Source organism: Cryobacterium inferilacus, assembly GCF_019599185.1.
Classification (GTDB): domain Bacteria; phylum Actinomycetota; class Actinomycetes; order Actinomycetales; family Microbacteriaceae; genus Cryobacterium; species Cryobacterium inferilacus.
This window is the reverse complement of the sequence record NZ_JAIEUL010000006.1, coordinates 16,369-32,086: the sequence shown is the minus strand read 5'-3', so window position 1 is coordinate 32,086 and position 15,718 is coordinate 16,369. Positions and strand designations below refer to the sequence as shown.

Genomic DNA, 15,718 nt, shown 5'->3' with positions numbered 1-15,718 from the left:
ACCCGTGATTCTAGCTGTTCGCGCTTGCGCGCTCGTGTCCTACTCTCTGGCGGGCAGGGCGTCCGTGACCGGCGCCGCAGAGCGGGTTCCGGTGCCAGGCTCCAGCCCGAGGGTGGAGGTCCAGGACTCCATCGAGGTGAGGTCGTGCTGGCTGGCACGGTACTTCTCGCTGAGCGCGGACCACTGCCGGCGGAAGCGCAGGTTGTGGGTGAGGCTCGACCGCAGCAGCGACCGGAACATGGCCCGGTCGCGGATGTGCCAGGTGACCCCTGAACCCTCGGCGTTGGTGATGACCACGCTGTCCTTGTCCGGCACCGTCCACCACGGCGCGGTGCGCGGCAGGTGGGTGTCCGGCCGGTCGGTGCTGCCGGGGTGCGGGTGGGTCAGGCCGTGGCGAACGAAGTTCTTGATCAGGAACGAGTACAGCTTGCGGCCGCTCGGGCGCGGCTCGTCGCTGCCGGCGAGGTTGGTCATGGGGAACCGGCCGAACCGGCCGAGGTCCTTGATGAGGGTGGACTCTGGGTAGTCACCGGCGATGGACCGGATGGCGGGGAGCCGGCTGGTCAGCTCGGGGTGCAGGGAGTCCGGGCCGGCGACGACGCTCTCGTACGCCAGCTGGCGCAGCTTCACGGTGTAGTAGTCCATGGTCAGCAGGTGGCGCACATCGGAGGCCAGGTTGCTCAACGTCAGACGGCCGCCCTTGGCGTGCGGGGAGTGCAGCAGCGCCGCGACGAGGCGGTTGCGGGCGTGGTAGAACGCCTGCCAGTCGCGGGAGTCGTCCTTGTCGACCCAGGAGACGTGCCAGACCGCCGCACCGGGCAGGCTGACCGTCGAGTAGCCGCGCTCCGAGGCGCGCAGGGAGAACTCGGCGTCGTCCCACTTGATGAACACGGGCAGGGACAGGCCGACCTCGCGGATGACCTCGACCGGAATCAGGCTCATCCACCAGCCGTTGTATGCCACGTCGTTGCGCTGGTGCAGCCAGGTGGTCTGGCGCAGGTTGCTGGCGGTGAAGTCGTGCCGGGACGGGGTGATCGGGCCCCACATGAAGTTCCAGGTGTCGATGGACTCGGCGAAGGCGTGCAGCTTGGTCTTGTCGAACATGTCGAACATGTGCCCGCCGACGATGGTCGGTTCGGTGCACAGGCTGGCGAAGGCGAGGGCGCGGCGGATGCTCTCCGGCTCGGCGACGACGTCGTCGTCCAGCAACATCACGTAGTCACTGGTGCCGGCGGCGACGGTCTCGAGCATCCCGCGGGAGAACCCGCCTGAACCGCCGGCGTTGACCTGGTCGATGACGCGCAGGCGTCCGCCCAGTGCCGCGTCGACCTCGGCGTACCTGGCGTGCTCGCGGATCTTGTCCGTGCCCTGGTCGACGACGATGATCTGGTCGAGTCCGGTGAGAACGTCGGCGTCGGTGGCGATCGTTGCCAGCAGCTCAAGGCAGTACGCGGTGCGGTTCAGGGTGGTGATCGCGATCGTCAGCGAACGCGCGGGCGGCGCGGGGGCGTCGCTCGGCGGCGCCTGCCACTCGGCGTTGGTGAGGGCGAAGTCCTCACCGCGGGAGACGAGGTCGAACCAGTACCAACCACCGTCGATGAAGTACTCGAAGCCGAGGTCGAAGTCGACGGTTCCGGCTTCCTCCACGTGGGCGGAGTCGACGACCTGGATGACGCCGCGCGCGTTGGAGCGGTAGACGATGATGTCGCCGGGGCCGGTGGTGGAGATGCTCAGGCGCACCCCGGTCAGGCTGGTCCAGCGACGCCAGTAACTGGCGGGGAAGGCGTTGAAGTAGGTGCCGAGGGAGACCCGCTTGTCCAGGCCGGGCTTGAGGCCGCGTCGGCCGTCGAGCATCGGGGTGACGTTGTGGTGGGTGAGCCGCAGCGGCTGCTCGCTCGGCAGGGTACGGGGCCCGCGTCGGCCGGCCGGCTGCTGCCCGGGCGTGATGATCTGGGTCCACTCGTCCGGGTCGACGTACAGCGGCGCCACATCCGGGTCGGACGAGGACGGGAAGACGATTTTCTGCAGGACGATGGGCGTAGTCATAGAGGCTCCGAGTCGTTAGACGCTGCGGCCGCCGAGAAGCGGCTTGAGCTTGTTTTCGTACATGGACAGCGCAGAACCGATGGCCATGTGCATGTCGAGGTATTGGTAGGTGCCGAGGCGGCCGCCGAAGAAGACGTCGGGCTCGCCGGCCTGGAGGGCGCGGTAGGACTGCAGGCTGCTGCGGTCTGCGGGCGTGTTGATCGGGTAGTACGGCTCGTCGGCCTGGGTGGCGGCCCGCGAGAACTCGCGCATGATCACGGTCTTGTCTGTGGGGTACTCGGTGCGCTCGGGGTGGAAGTGCCGGAACTCGTGGATGCGCGTGTACGGCACCGTCGCATCCGCGTAGTTCATCACCGGGGTGCCCTGGTAATCGCCGATGGGCAGCACTTCCTGCTCAAAGTCGAGCGTGCGCCAGGTGAGCTCGCCGCCCTGGTAGTCGAAGTACTTGTCGACCGGTCCGGTGTAGACCACGGGGACACGTCCGACGACGGCCTTCTTGTTGATCTCCTGGGTCTCGTCGAAGAAGTCGGTGTCGAGGCGCACCTCGATGTTCGGGTGATCCGCCATCCGTTCGATCCAAGCGGTGTAGCCATCCACCGGCAGGCCCTCGTGGGTGTCGTTGAAGTAGCGGTTGTCGTAGTTGTACCGAACGGGCAGGCGGCTGATGACCTCGGCCGGCAACGCCGTCGGGGAGGTCTGCCACTGCTTCGCGGTGTAGTCACGGATGAACGCCTCGTAGAGGGGACGGCCGATCAGCGAGATCGCCTTCTCCTCGAGGTTGCGCGATTCACCGGTGGCGAACTCGCTGGCCTGGCCCTTGATCAACGCGCGCGCCTCGTCCGGCGAGTACGCCGAGCGGAAGAACTGGTTGATCGTGCCCAGGTTGATCGGCAGCGGGAAGACCTCACCGCCGTAGTTGGTGAACACCCGGTGCTCGTAGTTGGTGAACTTGGTGAAGCGGTTCACGTACTCCCAGACCGGCTCGTTCGAGGTGTGGAAGAGGTGCGCACCGTACTGGTGCACCTCGATTCCGGTTTCCGGCTCAGGGGCGCTGTAGGCGTTGCCGCCGATGTGGCTGCGCCGGTCGATGACCATCACCTTGAGGCCGAGTTCCCTCGCGGCTCGTTCCGCAACGGTCAAGCCGAAGAAGCCCGAGCCAACGACCACAAGGTCAACCGTCATATCAAAAGTCCTTTGTCTCAGCGGGTGCAGCCAACAATCTGCAACGTTCCACGATAGCCGATGCTTGCTGGGAGGGTCCCGCCCGGCGCTTTCCCCGGCGGAACGGCCGTCGTACCCCGATGTAGGGTGATGCAGTGACAGACGCGCGTGTGGCCAGAGTATCCGCCCTCCACCGTGTTCGAACCGTGGCCGTCGTCCTCGTCGCCCTGGTCCTGCACCTCGCCGCCCAGGCCGGGATGTACCTCTCCACCGCCGGGTTCTCCCTCGGCCGGTTCCGCGACTACTTCGTGCACGACCAGCTCGGCTATCTGGCCATCGTGAAGAACTTCTCAGAGGGCGAGTTCGCCGCCGTCGAACCGGACACCGAGACCGGCGCGATCAGCTACCCGCGGATGTACTACGAGGTGATCGGCATCATCGCCCGGCTGACCGGCTGGGACCCCATCGTCGCCTGGAACGTGTGCGGCCTGGCCGTGCAGCTCGCGCTCGTCGGCCTGCTGGCCGCGATCCTGATCGGGGTGAGCCGGCGCTGGTGGGTGGGCCTGCTCGCCCCGGTGCCGTTCATGCTCGGCACGTTCTCCACCTATACCGTGGCCGACTGGTACACCCCGCTCGAATCCCACGCCCTGATCTGGGGGCCGTTCGCGCTGCTGCACACGCTCAACGGTGAAACCGTGTCGCTGTCCATCGCGGCGATCTGCCTGCTGGTCCTGGCCCTGCTCTGGTTGCGGCCTGCGCGCCCCGTCACCCGGGTGCTGCTCACCACACTGATCTGCCTGGTTCTCGGCGGCCTCGCCAATGTGCAGACGTACTCCTTCATCGCCGCGGTCTACCTGCTCGCGTTCGGACTGGCGACCTGGATCATCCTCCGCGGCCGCCACATCGTCCTGGCCGTGCTGTCTGCCGCCCTCATCCCGGTCGTGTTCCTGCTCGGTCCCACCGTCGCGGAGACCGGCGGGCAGCTGCCGACGCTGGTCTTCGGGCTGCTGCCGGCCGTGCCCGGCATGATCGCCCTGATCGTGCGCAGCCGCGGTGTCGTGCTGCTCTACTGCGTCGCCGTGGTGCTCGGCGCCGCGCCCCAGGTCGTCGGAACCGTCAACGGCATCGTCACCGGCGACCCGTTCCTCGCCTATCGGGTGGAGTCGAACAGCAAGCTGGGTGTGCCGTTCGACATCGGCATGATCTCCGGGCTGGCGCTGATCGTTCCCCTGGCCGTGATCCTGGTCGCGGCCATCATGCGCCGCCGCCCGGTCTGGGGTGCCTATGCCGTCGGTGGTGCCCTCGCCTGGACACTGGTGGCCACCAACGACGTCTGGGGCGCCAACGCTGAGCCGTACCGGCTCTACATGGACGTGTTCTTCATGCTGGCGGCCACCATCGTGCCCGTGCTGGTGATGGTGTTCGCCGGACTCTGGAACGCCAGGACCGCGGATGCCCCAGCGGCGGACGCCGCACCGGTCACCCTGCACACCGGCCGGCATGCCGTCATCCGCCCGCGACGGGCACGAGGAACGGCGTCGCGCTGGGTCGTCATCGTGGCGGCGCCGCTCGTCATCGGTGTCGCGGCGGTGTCGCTGACCGACTGGTGGGTGTTCTCCCGCAGCGACGTGGCCGCGGCCCTCATGGTCACCGACACCCCCAAGGACCTGGCCGCGACGGAGCTGGCCCTGCAATCCGCCCAGGAACACCCCGACGCACTGATCATGGTCGACTTCTGCATCGACCCGAGGGTGCTCAAGGTGACCTCCGGCGTGCCGATCGCGTACTACCACCTCGGCATGGCCTGGCCCACCGAGTACGACGCCGTCGCGACCATCGTGTCCAGCCGGCTCGGCGGCAACCTGGACAGGGACGCGGCGATCACGGCCAACGCCACCCAGGTGCTCACCGACAGCGAGTGCGGCGACTTCTGGAACGAACGCTACGCTGCGGACCTCGAGGAACAGGCCAGCCTGCCGTACACCCAGCCGGACGGATCGACGGGCACCATCACGCTGTGGAGCCTGCGGCAGTAGTCACAGCGGGCCATCAGACCCGGGCGGGTTCGCCCTTGCGCACGACGGCGAGGTAGACGGCGTGCACGAGAACGCCCATGACCGGCCCGACCAGCAGTGCGAGCACGGTCTTCTCGATGAAGCCGAGCGGCAGCAGCAGGCAGACGACCGTGGTCGCGGCAGCGACGATCCAGCCGGCGCTGAACGCCGAGTGGGCGTTGCGGGACAGCACGGCAGGGGCGCTGATGCAGAGCGCGCCGACGAGGGCGCTGGAGAGCACGAACGTGGCGATCAGCCAGTCGGCCGGCACCTCCTCGCGGGGGAAGGCGAAAGCGAAAACGGCGGGACCGAGCAGGTAACCGGCCACCGCCAGCACCACTCCGATGGCGATGACCGCGGCTTCGAGCATCAGCAGGGTGCGCCAGAAGTGTGCCGCCCTGGCCCGGAAGAAAACGATCAGGAAGCTCTGCAGGGCCATGCCCACGACGATCAGCGGGGCGCGGGTGAGGGTGGCGGTGGCGATGACCAGGCCCATCAGTCCCTCGGGCTGGCCGGGCGAGGTGAGCTGCAGGATGAGCGGGAACCCGCTGATCATGAGGCCCATCGCGGTGGCCGCGACGATGGTGCGGGACACGTTCCAGGTGAGCTGGGGCAGTGACACGTCGAGTCGGGTCTTGCCGACGATGCGCGCCCTGGCGAACGGCCACACGACCAGAACGGCGACGGGGAACGGGATGGCGATGGCCCAGGCGAAGACGGCGGCCTCCGGCTGGAGGTAGGCAGCCAGGATCACCAGGACCAGCCGGAGCAGCCCTTCGATCGAGATCAACGCGAACAGAGCCTTCCAGTGGCCCACCCCGTAGAGCGACCCGGCCAGGACGGCCAGCGGCACGTACGAGGCCGCGCCGACGGCGAGGGGGATGACGAGCGCCCACCCGTGTTCGGGGAAAACGGCTGACTGCCACAGCGGTGCGGTACCGAGCACGGCCACGAGGACCGCGATCGCCGCGAGCAGGGCGAACGTCCCGGCCTGACCCGCGCGAGTGTGGTCGCCGGGTTCCCTGGCCTGGGTGCCGCGGGTGATCTCCTGCTGGATCCCGGTGAGGGCGGCGGCGACCAGGAAGGTGAACGCCCAGAACACCGCGAAGGTCGCGTACGGGCCGAAGCCGATCAGGTTCGGCACCCACACGGTGATCAGGTAGCCCGCGATCCCGACCAGTCCGGTCGCCGCCACGATCAGGACGAAGCCGTTTCCGGTGTTCGGGCTCGCCGGAGCGAGGGTGGGCTGGTCCTGGTCTGGCTCTTCGGTGTGACTCACGTGCACGGGTCCCGCTTCCATCAACTGGTTCGTTCCATTGTGCCTGTCGGGGATGTTGTTCCCCCGGGCCGAGTGTCGCACACCTAGTCGTCCAGGTCGCTGCGCGGGCTGGGCTTGAGCTGTCTGCGCCAGCTCTGCCCCTGCGCGGCCTTGACCGAACAGATCAGCAGCAGCAGCCAGCCGAATTCGACGAGCACGGTGCTCTCCGCCGCGGAGGTGACGAGGAGCGCGACCAGAACAAGCGGCGACCAGACGTAGACGACGGGCCGCTTGTTCGAGGCGAGCAGCCACGAGCGGATGAAGGCGAGGGTCACCAGGGTCAGGAAGGAGAGGAAGCCGACGAGGCCGACCTGGAAGTAGACATCCAGGAACGCGTTCAACGCCGAGCTGTGCTCGGTCCCGGTGACGAAGTCGAGCCAGCCGTACGGGCTCACGTCCGGCGGCCAGGTGCCGGTCCAGCCCCACCCCTCCAACGGATGCAGCTCCACCAGCCGCCACATCTCCAGCCAGAGCGACGACCGGGTCTCGAACTCGCTGCCGGCGTTGAGCAGGTCGATGATCCTCATGCGGCCGAGGAAGACCACCAGGGAGATGACCAGGACGGTGCCGAGCAGTCCCAGCTGCAGCCGCCAGCGGTCTTCGGCGGGGGTGCGGCGCAGCCCGTATAAGGCGAGGGCGGCAATGCCCACGGCGCTGGCGACGACAAAGAAGACCGGCGAGTGCGTGAGCAGAACCGCGGAGGTCGCCAGCGCGAGGGACCAGCCCGCCCTGGCCGGCCGCACCGAACGCGACCGCAGCTCGATGAGGAAGCTGACCCCGGCGATCAATCCGACCAGACCGAGAACGTTCCGCGAGCCGAAGACGCCCTGGATGGGCCCGAGAACGGCGATATTGCCCTGGATGCCGAGGAAAGCGATCGGCAGGTCAAGCAGCAGTCCAGACAGCACCTCCAGCCCGATCGACAGGCCGAGCAGCACCCGCAGCACATCGCCGGTGGCCCGCACGATCTGGATGGTGTCGCGCACCAGGGCGACATAGATCGCCAGGAAGGCGAAGGTGAGCTGGTAGCCCACACCGGCGACGGTGTGGCCGGGGTAGCCGGTCCACAACACCGACAGGGCGCACCAGATCAGGAAGACCAGGATCGATACCGGCAGGAGACCGTGCCATTCGATGCTGCGCCGCCTGGCCACGAGCGAGGCCGTGGCCAGGGCCACGAGGCAGGCCAGCGCGCCGAGGAGGCCGGGCCAGCCCATCAGGCTGCGCAGCAGGTGGGTGGCGAAGGCGACCCCGAGGATCAGGTGGGTCAGTGCCGCGCTGAATCGGGGGGAGGAGAACACCGCCGAGATGGCCGCAGGAACGGGCGGCCGTCTGGCACGGTCGGTCATCGCCTGCCCACGCCGAGGAGTTCCTCCGCCGCGCTCGGACGCTTGGTCTTCACCGCGAGGACGATGAGGAACACCCAACCCGATTCAACCAGGATGCGACTCTCCGCCAGGCTCTGCGCGAGGAGCGCGACCAGCAGCAGCAGGGGCAGCAGCGCCGCCACCGAGAACGGCGCCGTGTCAATGATGCCGAGGCGGGGGCGGTCGACGGCGAGGAACCAGGACCGCCACAGCGTCGACACTGCCAGAGCGCCGAAGACGATCAGGCCGAGGATGCCGAGCTGCAGCCAGACATCCAACCAGGCGTTGTGTGCCTGCAGATACTGCACACCCTTGCGCACCGCGAGCCCGTCGAAGGGTTCGACCCACGGGGCCCAATAGCTCACCCACCCCCAGCCGGCGACGGTGCGCTGGCCGGCCAGGTCGATGACCCGGCCCCAGATGTCGAACCGGCCGGTGAGGTCGTCGCTCTTGCCGAGCAGGCCGAGCAGGGTGGAGGAGAACACCGCGACACCGACCAGTACGGCCGCCACCCCTGCGGCGGCGGTCAGGTACAGCCCGCGCCGGCCCAACGGCGGCAGCCGGCGGGCCCAGAGCGCGAAGAGCAGCGCAACGGCGACGGCGAGGAGGGCGACGGTGACCGTGGCCGACCGGGTCAGCCAGAGCATCACGAGCGCCAGGGCGACCCAGAAGATGCCGCGGCCCCTGGCGACGGTGCCGGCGGCAAGCTGCACGGCGAACACGATGAGCGCGATCAGGGCGATGAAGCCGAGCAGGTTGCGGCTGGCCACGATGCCCTCGATCGGCCCGCCCTCGAGCAGCAGGCCGCGGGACCAGTAGAAGGCGGCCGGGATCTTGCCGGTGTATTCGACCCAGAACGGTAGTACCGCGTGGCCGATGACGACCGCGACGAAGGCCTCGAAGAGCAGCGACAGGGCCAGGATGAACCGCAGGGCGACCGCGAGGGTGCGCAGGAACTCCGGCCAGGTCAGGCACAGGGCCACGAACAGGGCCGTGATGGTCGTGATCCACTGCAGGGCGACACCGAGGGCGCTGACGCCGGGGTAGGCCGACCAGGCGATCGACAGGGTGGCCAGGGCCATGAACGCGACGAGTGACTTCGGGAAGGTGCGCCAGGACCACTCCGGCTTGGTCGACACCAGGAACCAGATGCTGCCGGCCAGCACGATCAGGGCGATGCCGCCGAATCCCCACCAGCCGAGCAGGTTGCGCCAGAATTGCCCGGCCAGCACGCTGAAGAACACCAGGGTCGCGAAAAGACGAACAGGGAGACGACTCTGCACGACGGGCATGTGTCTAGGGTACTGGGGTGTCCTCTGCAGGGCCTGCTCCCACCCTTGATACCCTGCGGGGTATAATTCCGGTACGGCCGGTCGTTTGGCCGCCTCATTTTTTCTCCGAAGGGACGCCCGCATGACCGATATCTCCGTGACCGACCTGTCTGCGCTGCCCGAGCCCGCCGTGATCGATGTGCGCGAACCGCACGAGTGGGAGGCCGGCCACGCCGCCGGCGCCATTCACATTCCGCTCGGTGATCTGCCCGCGCGCCTCGGCGAGGTGCCCCTCGGGGTGCCCGTTCACGTCATCTGCGCCGCGGGTGGTCGCAGCCTGCAGGGTGCCGCCTTCCTCGAGCAGCACGGCGTCGATGCGATCAACGTGACCGGCGGTATGACCGCCTGGCAGCAGGCGGGGCTTCCCTCCGTCACGGGCGGGGTCTCCTGATGACCTCGGTGAACCAGGTCGTGACCGACCAGGACAAGGCCGTCGACCAGAAGAAGGTGCTCAATCGCCTGCGCCGCGCGCAGGGGCAGCTCAGCGCCGTCATCACCGCGGTCGAGGCCGGCGGCAGTTGCAAGGACGTCGTCACCCAGCTGGCCGCCGTGTCCAGCGCCCTCGACCGGGCCGGCTTCACCATCGTTTCCTCCGCCATGCGGGACTGCATCGCCGACCCCGACAACGCCGAATCGCTCACCGTTGAGGAGCTGGAGAAGCTCTTCCTGGCGCTCGCCTAGCTGTACTGAGCCGCCCCCGCGACCGCTAACTGTTCCCGCTCCGGACAATTGCGCCCGGTGTGCCGGCCGCAATTGTCCGCTTGGGGAACAGTTCGCGGCTAGTCCGGGCGGGCGCCACCCTCGGCGAGGTAGGCGAGCCGCCGCAGCGTCTCCGTGTTGCGCACGCCGATGGCGGCGTCGCGAAGGAACGAGGGGATGAACCGGCCGGGACCGGCGGTGGCATCCTCGGTGATACGCACCACGCAACCGTGCGCGCGCGGCTTCACATCGATGGCCACGTGCGCCTCGCCGATCGGCCAGCCGCGGGCCTTCATCAGGACGTGCCGGGGCGGATCCCACTCCAGCACCGACGTCGAATCGTCGATCAGCGCCGGCCACACCCCCACCGAATGGTGAATGGCGCTCTGGGCGGCCGGCCACTCCTCGTCGACCTTCCGGATGCGGGAGGCACCGACGACCCAACCGGGGTACAGCCAGCCGTCGGCGAGCACCGCGAAGACTCTCTCGGGGGAACAATCAAACGGGCGATAGTTGACAGCCACGGTTTACCTTTCGTCGGTCAGGCGGGGGAAAGATCGGGGGCGTGTCTGACGCCCAGGTCGTGCCGCAGGGCGCTGAGCGCCGCGTGCCAGCCGGCCATGCCGTGCACGCCGGGGCCGGGCGGAGTCGACGACGAACAGAGGTAGACACCGTTCAGCGGGGTGCGCCACGGATCGGCCGACAGCACCGGTCGGGCCAGCAACTGGCGGATGCTGACCTCACCGGCAGAGATGTCCCCGCCGACGTAGTTCGGGTTGTGCGCCTGCACATCCTGCGCCGTGCGGCTGGCCGTGGCAAGGATGGTGTCGCGGAAGCCGGGCGCGTAGCGCTCGATCTGCCCGATGATCGCCTCCGTCTGGTCCACCGTCGACCCGCGCGGAACGTGGGTGTACGCCCAGAGGGTGTGCCGGCCGGCCGGGGCGCGGCTCGGGTCGCTCCCGCTGGGCTGCGAGACCAGAACGTAGGGCTCCTCGGCGTGCCGGCCGCGGGCGACGGTGTTCTCGGCGCGGCGGATCTGCGCCCGGGTACCGCCGACGTGCACGGTGCCGGCGGCGTGCAGCCCGGCCGCCGCCCACGGCACCGGGCCGGAGAGCGCGAAGTCGACCTTGGCGACCCCGTTGCCATACCGGAACCGGCCCAGCGCCCTGGCATAGGCCGGGGGTAGGTCACCGTCGGCCAACCGGAGCAGGGCCCGGGGGGTCACGTCCAACAGCACCACCCTCGCCGGTGGCAGGTCGCTCAGCCGCCGCACCTCTGTTCCGGTCACGATCTCCCCGCCGTGCGCCAATAGGTCGTCGACCATGGCGGTCACGATCGCACCACTGCCGCCGACCGGGATCGGCCAGCCGCCCGCGTGCGCGTGCGTGGCCAGGGTGAGGCCGGCGCCGGCCGTCGCGAGACTCGGCAGTGCCCGGATCGTGTGCGCACTGACGCCGGTGAGCAGGGCGGGAGCGGCGGCGCCGTCGAACCGCCAGTTCCAGAGCGGGCTGCCCTGCTCCAGGGTGCGCAGGCCGAACCGCAGCGCCGTCGCCGGATGCCGGGGGATGCGCAGCAGTTGGCCGCCGGTGAACTCCGCGACCTGGTCGGCATGGTCCACCAGTGGCGCGAACAACCGGCGCCAGGCCGGCCCGTCCCTGCCCAACTCGTCGACGGTGCGGGCCAGGCTCCGATAGGCCAGACCGGCGGCGCCACCGGGCAACGGATGCCCGTAGGACACCTCCGGGACCACCAGGTCGATGCGGTCGCTTAGGCCGAACCGGCGGAAGAACTCCGACGCCAGCGCCATCGGGTGCACGGCGGAGCAGACATCGTGGAGGTAACCCGGCAGGGTCAACTCGGCCGTCGCCGCGCCACCGCCGACCTGCTCCGATCGTTCGTAGACGCGCACCGACAGGCCGGCCCTGGCCAGGGTCACGGCGGCAGCGAGCCCGTTCGGGCCCGAACCGACCACGATCGCGTCGACCTCCGGCGCTCCCCGGCGCACGTTCACGCGGTCATGCCGTTTCCGTTGCCGCACGCTGATGCCATGAGCCCATTCTCACCCCGCGGCGGCCGCCGCCGCAGCCCGATCAGACAAACGCGGCCTGTCCGGTGATGCTGCGACCCACGATCAGGGTGTTCATCTCCTGCGTGCCCTCATAGGAGTAGATGGCCTCGGCGTCGGAGAAGAACCGGGCCACGTCGTAGTCGAGCACGATGCCGTTGCCGCCGAACAGTTCGCGGCACCAGGCCACCGTTTCGCGCATCCGTGACGTCGTGTACGACTTCACCAGCGCGGAGTGCTCGTCGCGCTGGGTGCCCTCGTCGAGCATCTGCGACACCCGCACCACCATGCCCAGGCTCGCGGTGATGTTGCCCAGGCTCTTCACCAGCAGGTCCTGCACCAGCTGGTGCCCGCCGATCGGCTTGCCGAACTGCACCCGCTCGCCGGCGTAGGCGACGGCGGCCTCGTACGCGCCGATCGCCAGCCCCACGGCCGCCCACGACACCTCGGCCCTGGTGAACCGCAGTACCCTGGCGGTGTCCTTGAACGAGTTGGCCTCCTGCAGCCGGTTCTCCTCGGCCACGACGACATCCGTCAGCGTGATGTCGGCGTTCTGCACCGACCGCAGGCTGATCTTGCCCTCGATCTTGGTGGCCGCGTAGCCGGGGGTGTCTGTCGGCACGATGAAGCCCTTCACGGCGCCGTCCGCGGTGTCCTTCGCCCACACGATGGTGATGTCGGAGAAGGTCGCGTTGCCGATCCAGCGTTTCTGCCCGTTGAGCACCCAGGAGTCCCCGTCCCTGGTCGCGGTCGTGCGCAGACCCTGCGCGGAATCCGAGCCGCTCAGCGGCTCGGTGAGGGCGAACGCGCCCACGATCTCCCCGCTGGCCAGCCTGGGCAGCCACTCGGCCCGCTGCGCAGCCGACCCGCAGGCCGCGATCGAGCCGGCGACGAGTCCGTTCTGCACGCCGACGAAGGTCGCCACGGATGCGTCCACCCGCGCCGTCTCCAGCGCCACGAAGCCGCGGAACACGGCCGAGTTCGGAAACGGTCGGGTCTCCTCCCAACCGAATGAATATGCGCCGAGCGCGCCGAGCGGTTTGATGACCTGGCTGGGGAATTCGGCGCGTTCCCAGTACTCGTTCACGATGGGCCGTACCTCGGCCTCGAGGTAGGCGCGGATCCGGGCCAGCGCGGCCTGCTCCTCGGCGCCGAGGAGGGTACCGTATCCGAAGAAATCACTGCTGAGCGGCTCGAATGTCATCGTGCTCCTTTGCGACGAAGATGATCGGCCGCGCAAACGCTCCGACCGGGACTTTAGCCTAAGACGACGAGATGGCAGCCGGGAAAACGGTTGGTAGTTTGGTCTAAACCCTTCGACTCAGGAGCCAAGCATGTTTGTGGGCATCAGCAACACACCGCGTGATTACGCATGGGGTTCACCCACCGCGATCGCCGACCTGCTCGGCCGGCCGGCATCCGGCGGGCCGGAGGCCGAACTGTGGCTCGGCGCCCACCACGGCAGCCCGGCGCGGATCACCACGCCGGAACTCACCGGGGGAGCGGCGGACCTCGCCGACTGGATCAGCCGGGACCCGGCGACCGCGCTCGGCGGAGACCTTGCCGGCGCGGCGCGGCTGCCGTTCCTGCTCAAGATCCTCGCCGCACACAGCCCGCTGTCCCTGCAGGCCCACCCGTCGCCCGAGCGCGCCGCGGCCGGCTTCGCGCTCGAGAACGCCGCCGGCATCCCCGTGCACGCCGCCGACCGCAACTATCGCGACCCGTTCCACAAGCCGGAGATCATCTTCGCGCTCAGCGACACCTTCCAGGCCCTGTGCGGCTTCCGCGACCCGAAGCAGATCCGGTCGATCCTGGCCGAACTCCGCGCCCTCGACGCCACCATGGACGACCCGCAGCCCGCCGCCCTGCTCGCACTGGAGAACCGGCTGGTGGGGCCGGACCCGCTGCGCGACGCCGTCGACTGGCTGCTGCGCGACGGACGCGGCGGCGACTCCGGCGAGGTGTCCTGGCTGGTCGAACGCGTCGTGGCGCTCGCCGAGCAGGCCGCATTCCTCATCGACGGAGGAGCCCAGGTCAGTTTCGCCGACGAGCTGGCCACGGTGCGTTCGCTGTCCGACGCCTACCCCGGTGACCCCGGCATCGTCATCTCCCTGCTGACCAACCTCGTCACCCTGGCCCGCGGCGAGGTGCTCTACCTGCCGGCCGGCAACATCCACGCCTATCTCAGCGGTCTCGGCGTCGAGGTGATGGCCGCCTCGGACAACGTCCTCCGCGGCGGACTCAGCCCCAAGCACATCGACGTCGACGAGCTCCTCGAGGTACTCGATTTCACCCCGTTGCCGGTGCCATACCTGGCACCCCAGGTACAGGCAGACGGCGTCGCCGTGTACCGGCCGGACGTTCCGGACTTCGAGCTGGCCCACATTGCCATTCCGGCGGATGCCGCGACCGGCGTCGACGGCGCGGCGGGCGTACCCATGCGGCAGGTCACCCTCGCCGGTCCCGCGATCGCGATCTGCACTGCCGGTCGTTTCCTGGTTGCCGGCGCCGCATCGTCGCTCACCCTGGCCAGGGGGGAATCGGTCTACATCACGCCAGACGAGGGCACCGTCACCTTCGCCGGTTCCGGCGAGGTCTTCCTGGCCACCACCCCGGAGTCCGCCGCCGCATAGGACGCCGCCCGACGCCGGCCGAAGGTGCGTCGGTACGCCGTCGGTGTGGTCTGCAGGCCCCGCACGAAGTGATGCCGCATCACCGCAGCAGCGCCGAAACCGGCCCTGGCGGCGATGAGATCGAGGGTCTCGTCGGTCTCCTCCAACAACTGCTGCGCCAGAATCAGGCGCTGCCGGTTCAACCACGCCGTCGGCGTCGTCCCCAGTTCGGCCCTGAACCGGCGCGCAAAGGTGCGTGGCGACATCAGCGCCCGGCGCGCCAGCTGGTCAACGGTGAGGTCCCGGTCCAGGTGGCGCAGCATCCAGTCGGTGATCGCCGCGAAGGAATCGCTCTGCTGCACGGGAACGGGCGCCTGAATGAACTGGGACTGGCCACCGTCGCGCTGCGGCGGAACCACCATGCGCCTGGCGATGACGTTCGCGGCCGTCGCGCCGAGCTCCCGGCGCACCACGTGCAGGGCGGCATCGATGCCAGCCGCGGTGCCGGCCCCCGTCACGACCCGGCTGTCCTCGACGAAGAGCACATCGGGGTCGACCACCGTATTCGGGTACGCCTCGGCGAGGGCGTCCGCGTACATCCAGTGCGTGGTGCTGCGCCGCCCATCGAGGACGCCGGCTGCGCCGAGGATGAACGCGCCGCTGCAGACGCTGAGCACCCAGGCGCCCCGCGCCTCGGCGTCCCGCACCACCCGCAGCACCTCGGGGTGGATCTCCGAACCGGCCTCGTAGGCGGGGATGGCGACGAGGTCCGCATCCGCCGCGGCCGTGAGGTCGTCGTGCACGACGATGTCAAAGCCCATTGTGGTGCGCAACGCCCCCGGAACCGCCGTCACCACGTGGAAATCGAAGACCGGTCCGCCGTGCGCCGTCCTGTCGATACCGAACACCTCGCAGATCACCCCGAACTCGAACGGGGCCATTCCGGGGATGGCGACACAGACGATCTTCTTGAGCATGGTGCCTCCATCAGCAATGGCAGGAATGTGCGGATATGCGGCAACTCTGCCACTAGTGGCAGAAAGTAGCAAGGCCTACCGTTACTGC

At 69.0% G+C, this 15,718-nt stretch carries 13 protein-coding genes; 4 read left to right on the top strand and 9 right to left on the bottom strand.

The annotated features are described in order from the left end of the window. Positions 1 to 39 precede the first annotated feature (39 nt). Together K2F54_RS07210 and glf are read right to left on the bottom strand one after the other, a co-directional pair. Positions 40 to 2,046, bottom strand: a complete 2,007-nt coding sequence (locus K2F54_RS07210) for a glycosyltransferase (protein ID WP_220605192.1) — start codon at positions 2,044 to 2,046, stop codon at positions 40 to 42. A gap of 15 nt (positions 2,047 to 2,061) precedes the next feature. After that, on the bottom strand, positions 2,062 to 3,228 hold the full coding sequence (glf, locus tag K2F54_RS07205) for a UDP-galactopyranose mutase (protein ID WP_220605191.1): 1,167 nt from the start codon (positions 3,226 to 3,228) through the stop codon (positions 2,062 to 2,064). 134 nt (positions 3,229 to 3,362) lie between these two features. Between glf and K2F54_RS07200 the strand changes: the two genes are divergently transcribed. Then, positions 3,363 to 5,243, top strand: coding sequence for a hypothetical protein (locus K2F54_RS07200; RefSeq protein ID WP_220605190.1), 1,881 nt, complete (start codon positions 3,363 to 3,365; stop codon positions 5,241 to 5,243). A gap of 13 nt (positions 5,244 to 5,256) precedes the next feature. Here the strand turns inward: K2F54_RS07200 and K2F54_RS07195 are convergent, their stop codons facing one another. From K2F54_RS07195 to K2F54_RS07185, 3 genes are all read right to left on the bottom strand, one after another. Beyond that, positions 5,257 to 6,540 (bottom strand): hypothetical protein, encoded by a 1,284-nt coding sequence (locus tag K2F54_RS07195; protein WP_220605189.1) that lies wholly within the window; start codon positions 6,538 to 6,540, stop codon positions 5,257 to 5,259. Positions 6,541 to 6,623: 83 nt separating this feature from the next. Beyond that, on the bottom strand, positions 6,624 to 7,928 hold the full coding sequence (locus tag K2F54_RS07190) for an O-antigen ligase family protein (RefSeq protein ID WP_220605188.1): 1,305 nt from the start codon (positions 7,926 to 7,928) through the stop codon (positions 6,624 to 6,626). Beyond that, positions 7,925 to 9,238: an O-antigen ligase family protein gene (locus tag K2F54_RS07185; protein WP_220605187.1), complete on the bottom strand. Its 1,314-nt coding sequence runs from the start codon at positions 9,236 to 9,238 to the stop codon at positions 7,925 to 7,927. The genes K2F54_RS07190 and K2F54_RS07185 overlap by 4 nt, the downstream gene beginning before the upstream one ends. Before the next feature lie 121 nt (positions 9,239 to 9,359). Between K2F54_RS07185 and K2F54_RS07180 the strand changes: the two genes are divergently transcribed. Together K2F54_RS07180 and K2F54_RS07175 are read left to right on the top strand one after the other, a co-directional pair. Then, the gene (locus K2F54_RS07180) at positions 9,360 to 9,668 is read left to right on the top strand and encodes a rhodanese-like domain-containing protein (protein WP_220605186.1); all 309 of its coding nucleotides are present in this window, start codon (positions 9,360 to 9,362) and stop codon (positions 9,666 to 9,668) included. Further along, the gene (locus K2F54_RS07175; RefSeq protein WP_220605185.1) at positions 9,668 to 9,958 is read left to right on the top strand and encodes a metal-sensitive transcriptional regulator; all 291 of its coding nucleotides are present in this window, start codon (positions 9,668 to 9,670) and stop codon (positions 9,956 to 9,958) included. The genes K2F54_RS07180 and K2F54_RS07175 overlap by 1 nt, the downstream gene beginning before the upstream one ends. 98 nt (positions 9,959 to 10,056) lie before the next feature. On the opposite strand, the gene K2F54_RS07170 is transcribed toward K2F54_RS07175, so the two are convergent. The 3 genes from K2F54_RS07170 to K2F54_RS07160 all read right to left on the bottom strand — a co-directional run bounded on the left by K2F54_RS07170 (position 10,057) and on the right by K2F54_RS07160 (position 13,245). Continuing rightward, the gene (locus K2F54_RS07170; RefSeq protein WP_220605184.1) at positions 10,057 to 10,500 is read right to left on the bottom strand and encodes an SRPBCC family protein; all 444 of its coding nucleotides are present in this window, start codon (positions 10,498 to 10,500) and stop codon (positions 10,057 to 10,059) included. A gap of 17 nt (positions 10,501 to 10,517) precedes the next feature. After that, a complete protein-coding gene (locus K2F54_RS07165; RefSeq protein ID WP_308287561.1) occupies positions 10,518 to 11,987 on the bottom strand; it encodes a phytoene desaturase family protein in 1,470 nt (489 codons plus the stop codon). 79 nt (positions 11,988 to 12,066) lie between these two features. Further along, a complete protein-coding gene (locus K2F54_RS07160; protein ID WP_220605183.1) occupies positions 12,067 to 13,245 on the bottom strand; it encodes an acyl-CoA dehydrogenase family protein in 1,179 nt (392 codons plus the stop codon). Between the two features lie 130 nt (positions 13,246 to 13,375). Here K2F54_RS07160 and manA point away from each other — a divergent pair, with 130 nt between their 5' ends. Further along, positions 13,376 to 14,674, top strand: a complete 1,299-nt coding sequence (gene manA / locus K2F54_RS07155) for a mannose-6-phosphate isomerase, class I (RefSeq protein WP_220605182.1) — start codon at positions 13,376 to 13,378, stop codon at positions 14,672 to 14,674. On the opposite strand, the gene K2F54_RS07150 is transcribed toward manA, so the two are convergent. Beyond that, positions 14,587 to 15,630: a GlxA family transcriptional regulator gene (locus K2F54_RS07150; protein WP_220605181.1), complete on the bottom strand. Its 1,044-nt coding sequence runs from the start codon at positions 15,628 to 15,630 to the stop codon at positions 14,587 to 14,589. The genes manA and K2F54_RS07150 overlap by 88 nt on opposite strands. Positions 15,631 to 15,718: the final 88 nt, after the last annotated feature.

Excerpts from the sequence above, each read along its gene's own strand:
- K2F54_RS07210 (WP_220605192.1), bottom strand. The coding sequence starts at position 2,046 with ATGACTACGCCCATCGTCCTGCAGAAAATCGTCTTCCCGTCCTCGTCC.
- K2F54_RS07180 (WP_220605186.1), top strand. The coding sequence starts at position 9,360 with ATGACCGATATCTCCGTGACCGACCTGTCTGCGCTGCCCGAGCCCGCC.
- manA (WP_220605182.1), top strand. The coding sequence starts at position 13,376 with ATGTTTGTGGGCATCAGCAACACACCGCGTGATTACGCATGGGGTTCA.
- K2F54_RS07185 (WP_220605187.1), bottom strand. The coding sequence starts at position 9,238 with ATGCCCGTCGTGCAGAGTCGTCTCCCTGTTCGTCTTTTCGCGACCCTG.
- glf (WP_220605191.1), bottom strand. The coding sequence starts at position 3,228 with ATGACGGTTGACCTTGTGGTCGTTGGCTCGGGCTTCTTCGGCTTGACC.
- K2F54_RS07150 (WP_220605181.1), bottom strand. The coding sequence starts at position 15,630 with ATGCTCAAGAAGATCGTCTGTGTCGCCATCCCCGGAATGGCCCCGTTC.
- K2F54_RS07190 (WP_220605188.1), bottom strand. The coding sequence starts at position 7,928 with ATGACCGACCGTGCCAGACGGCCGCCCGTTCCTGCGGCCATCTCGGCG.
- K2F54_RS07160 (WP_220605183.1), bottom strand. The coding sequence starts at position 13,245 with ATGACATTCGAGCCGCTCAGCAGTGATTTCTTCGGATACGGTACCCTC.
- K2F54_RS07175 (WP_220605185.1), top strand. The coding sequence starts at position 9,668 with ATGACCTCGGTGAACCAGGTCGTGACCGACCAGGACAAGGCCGTCGAC.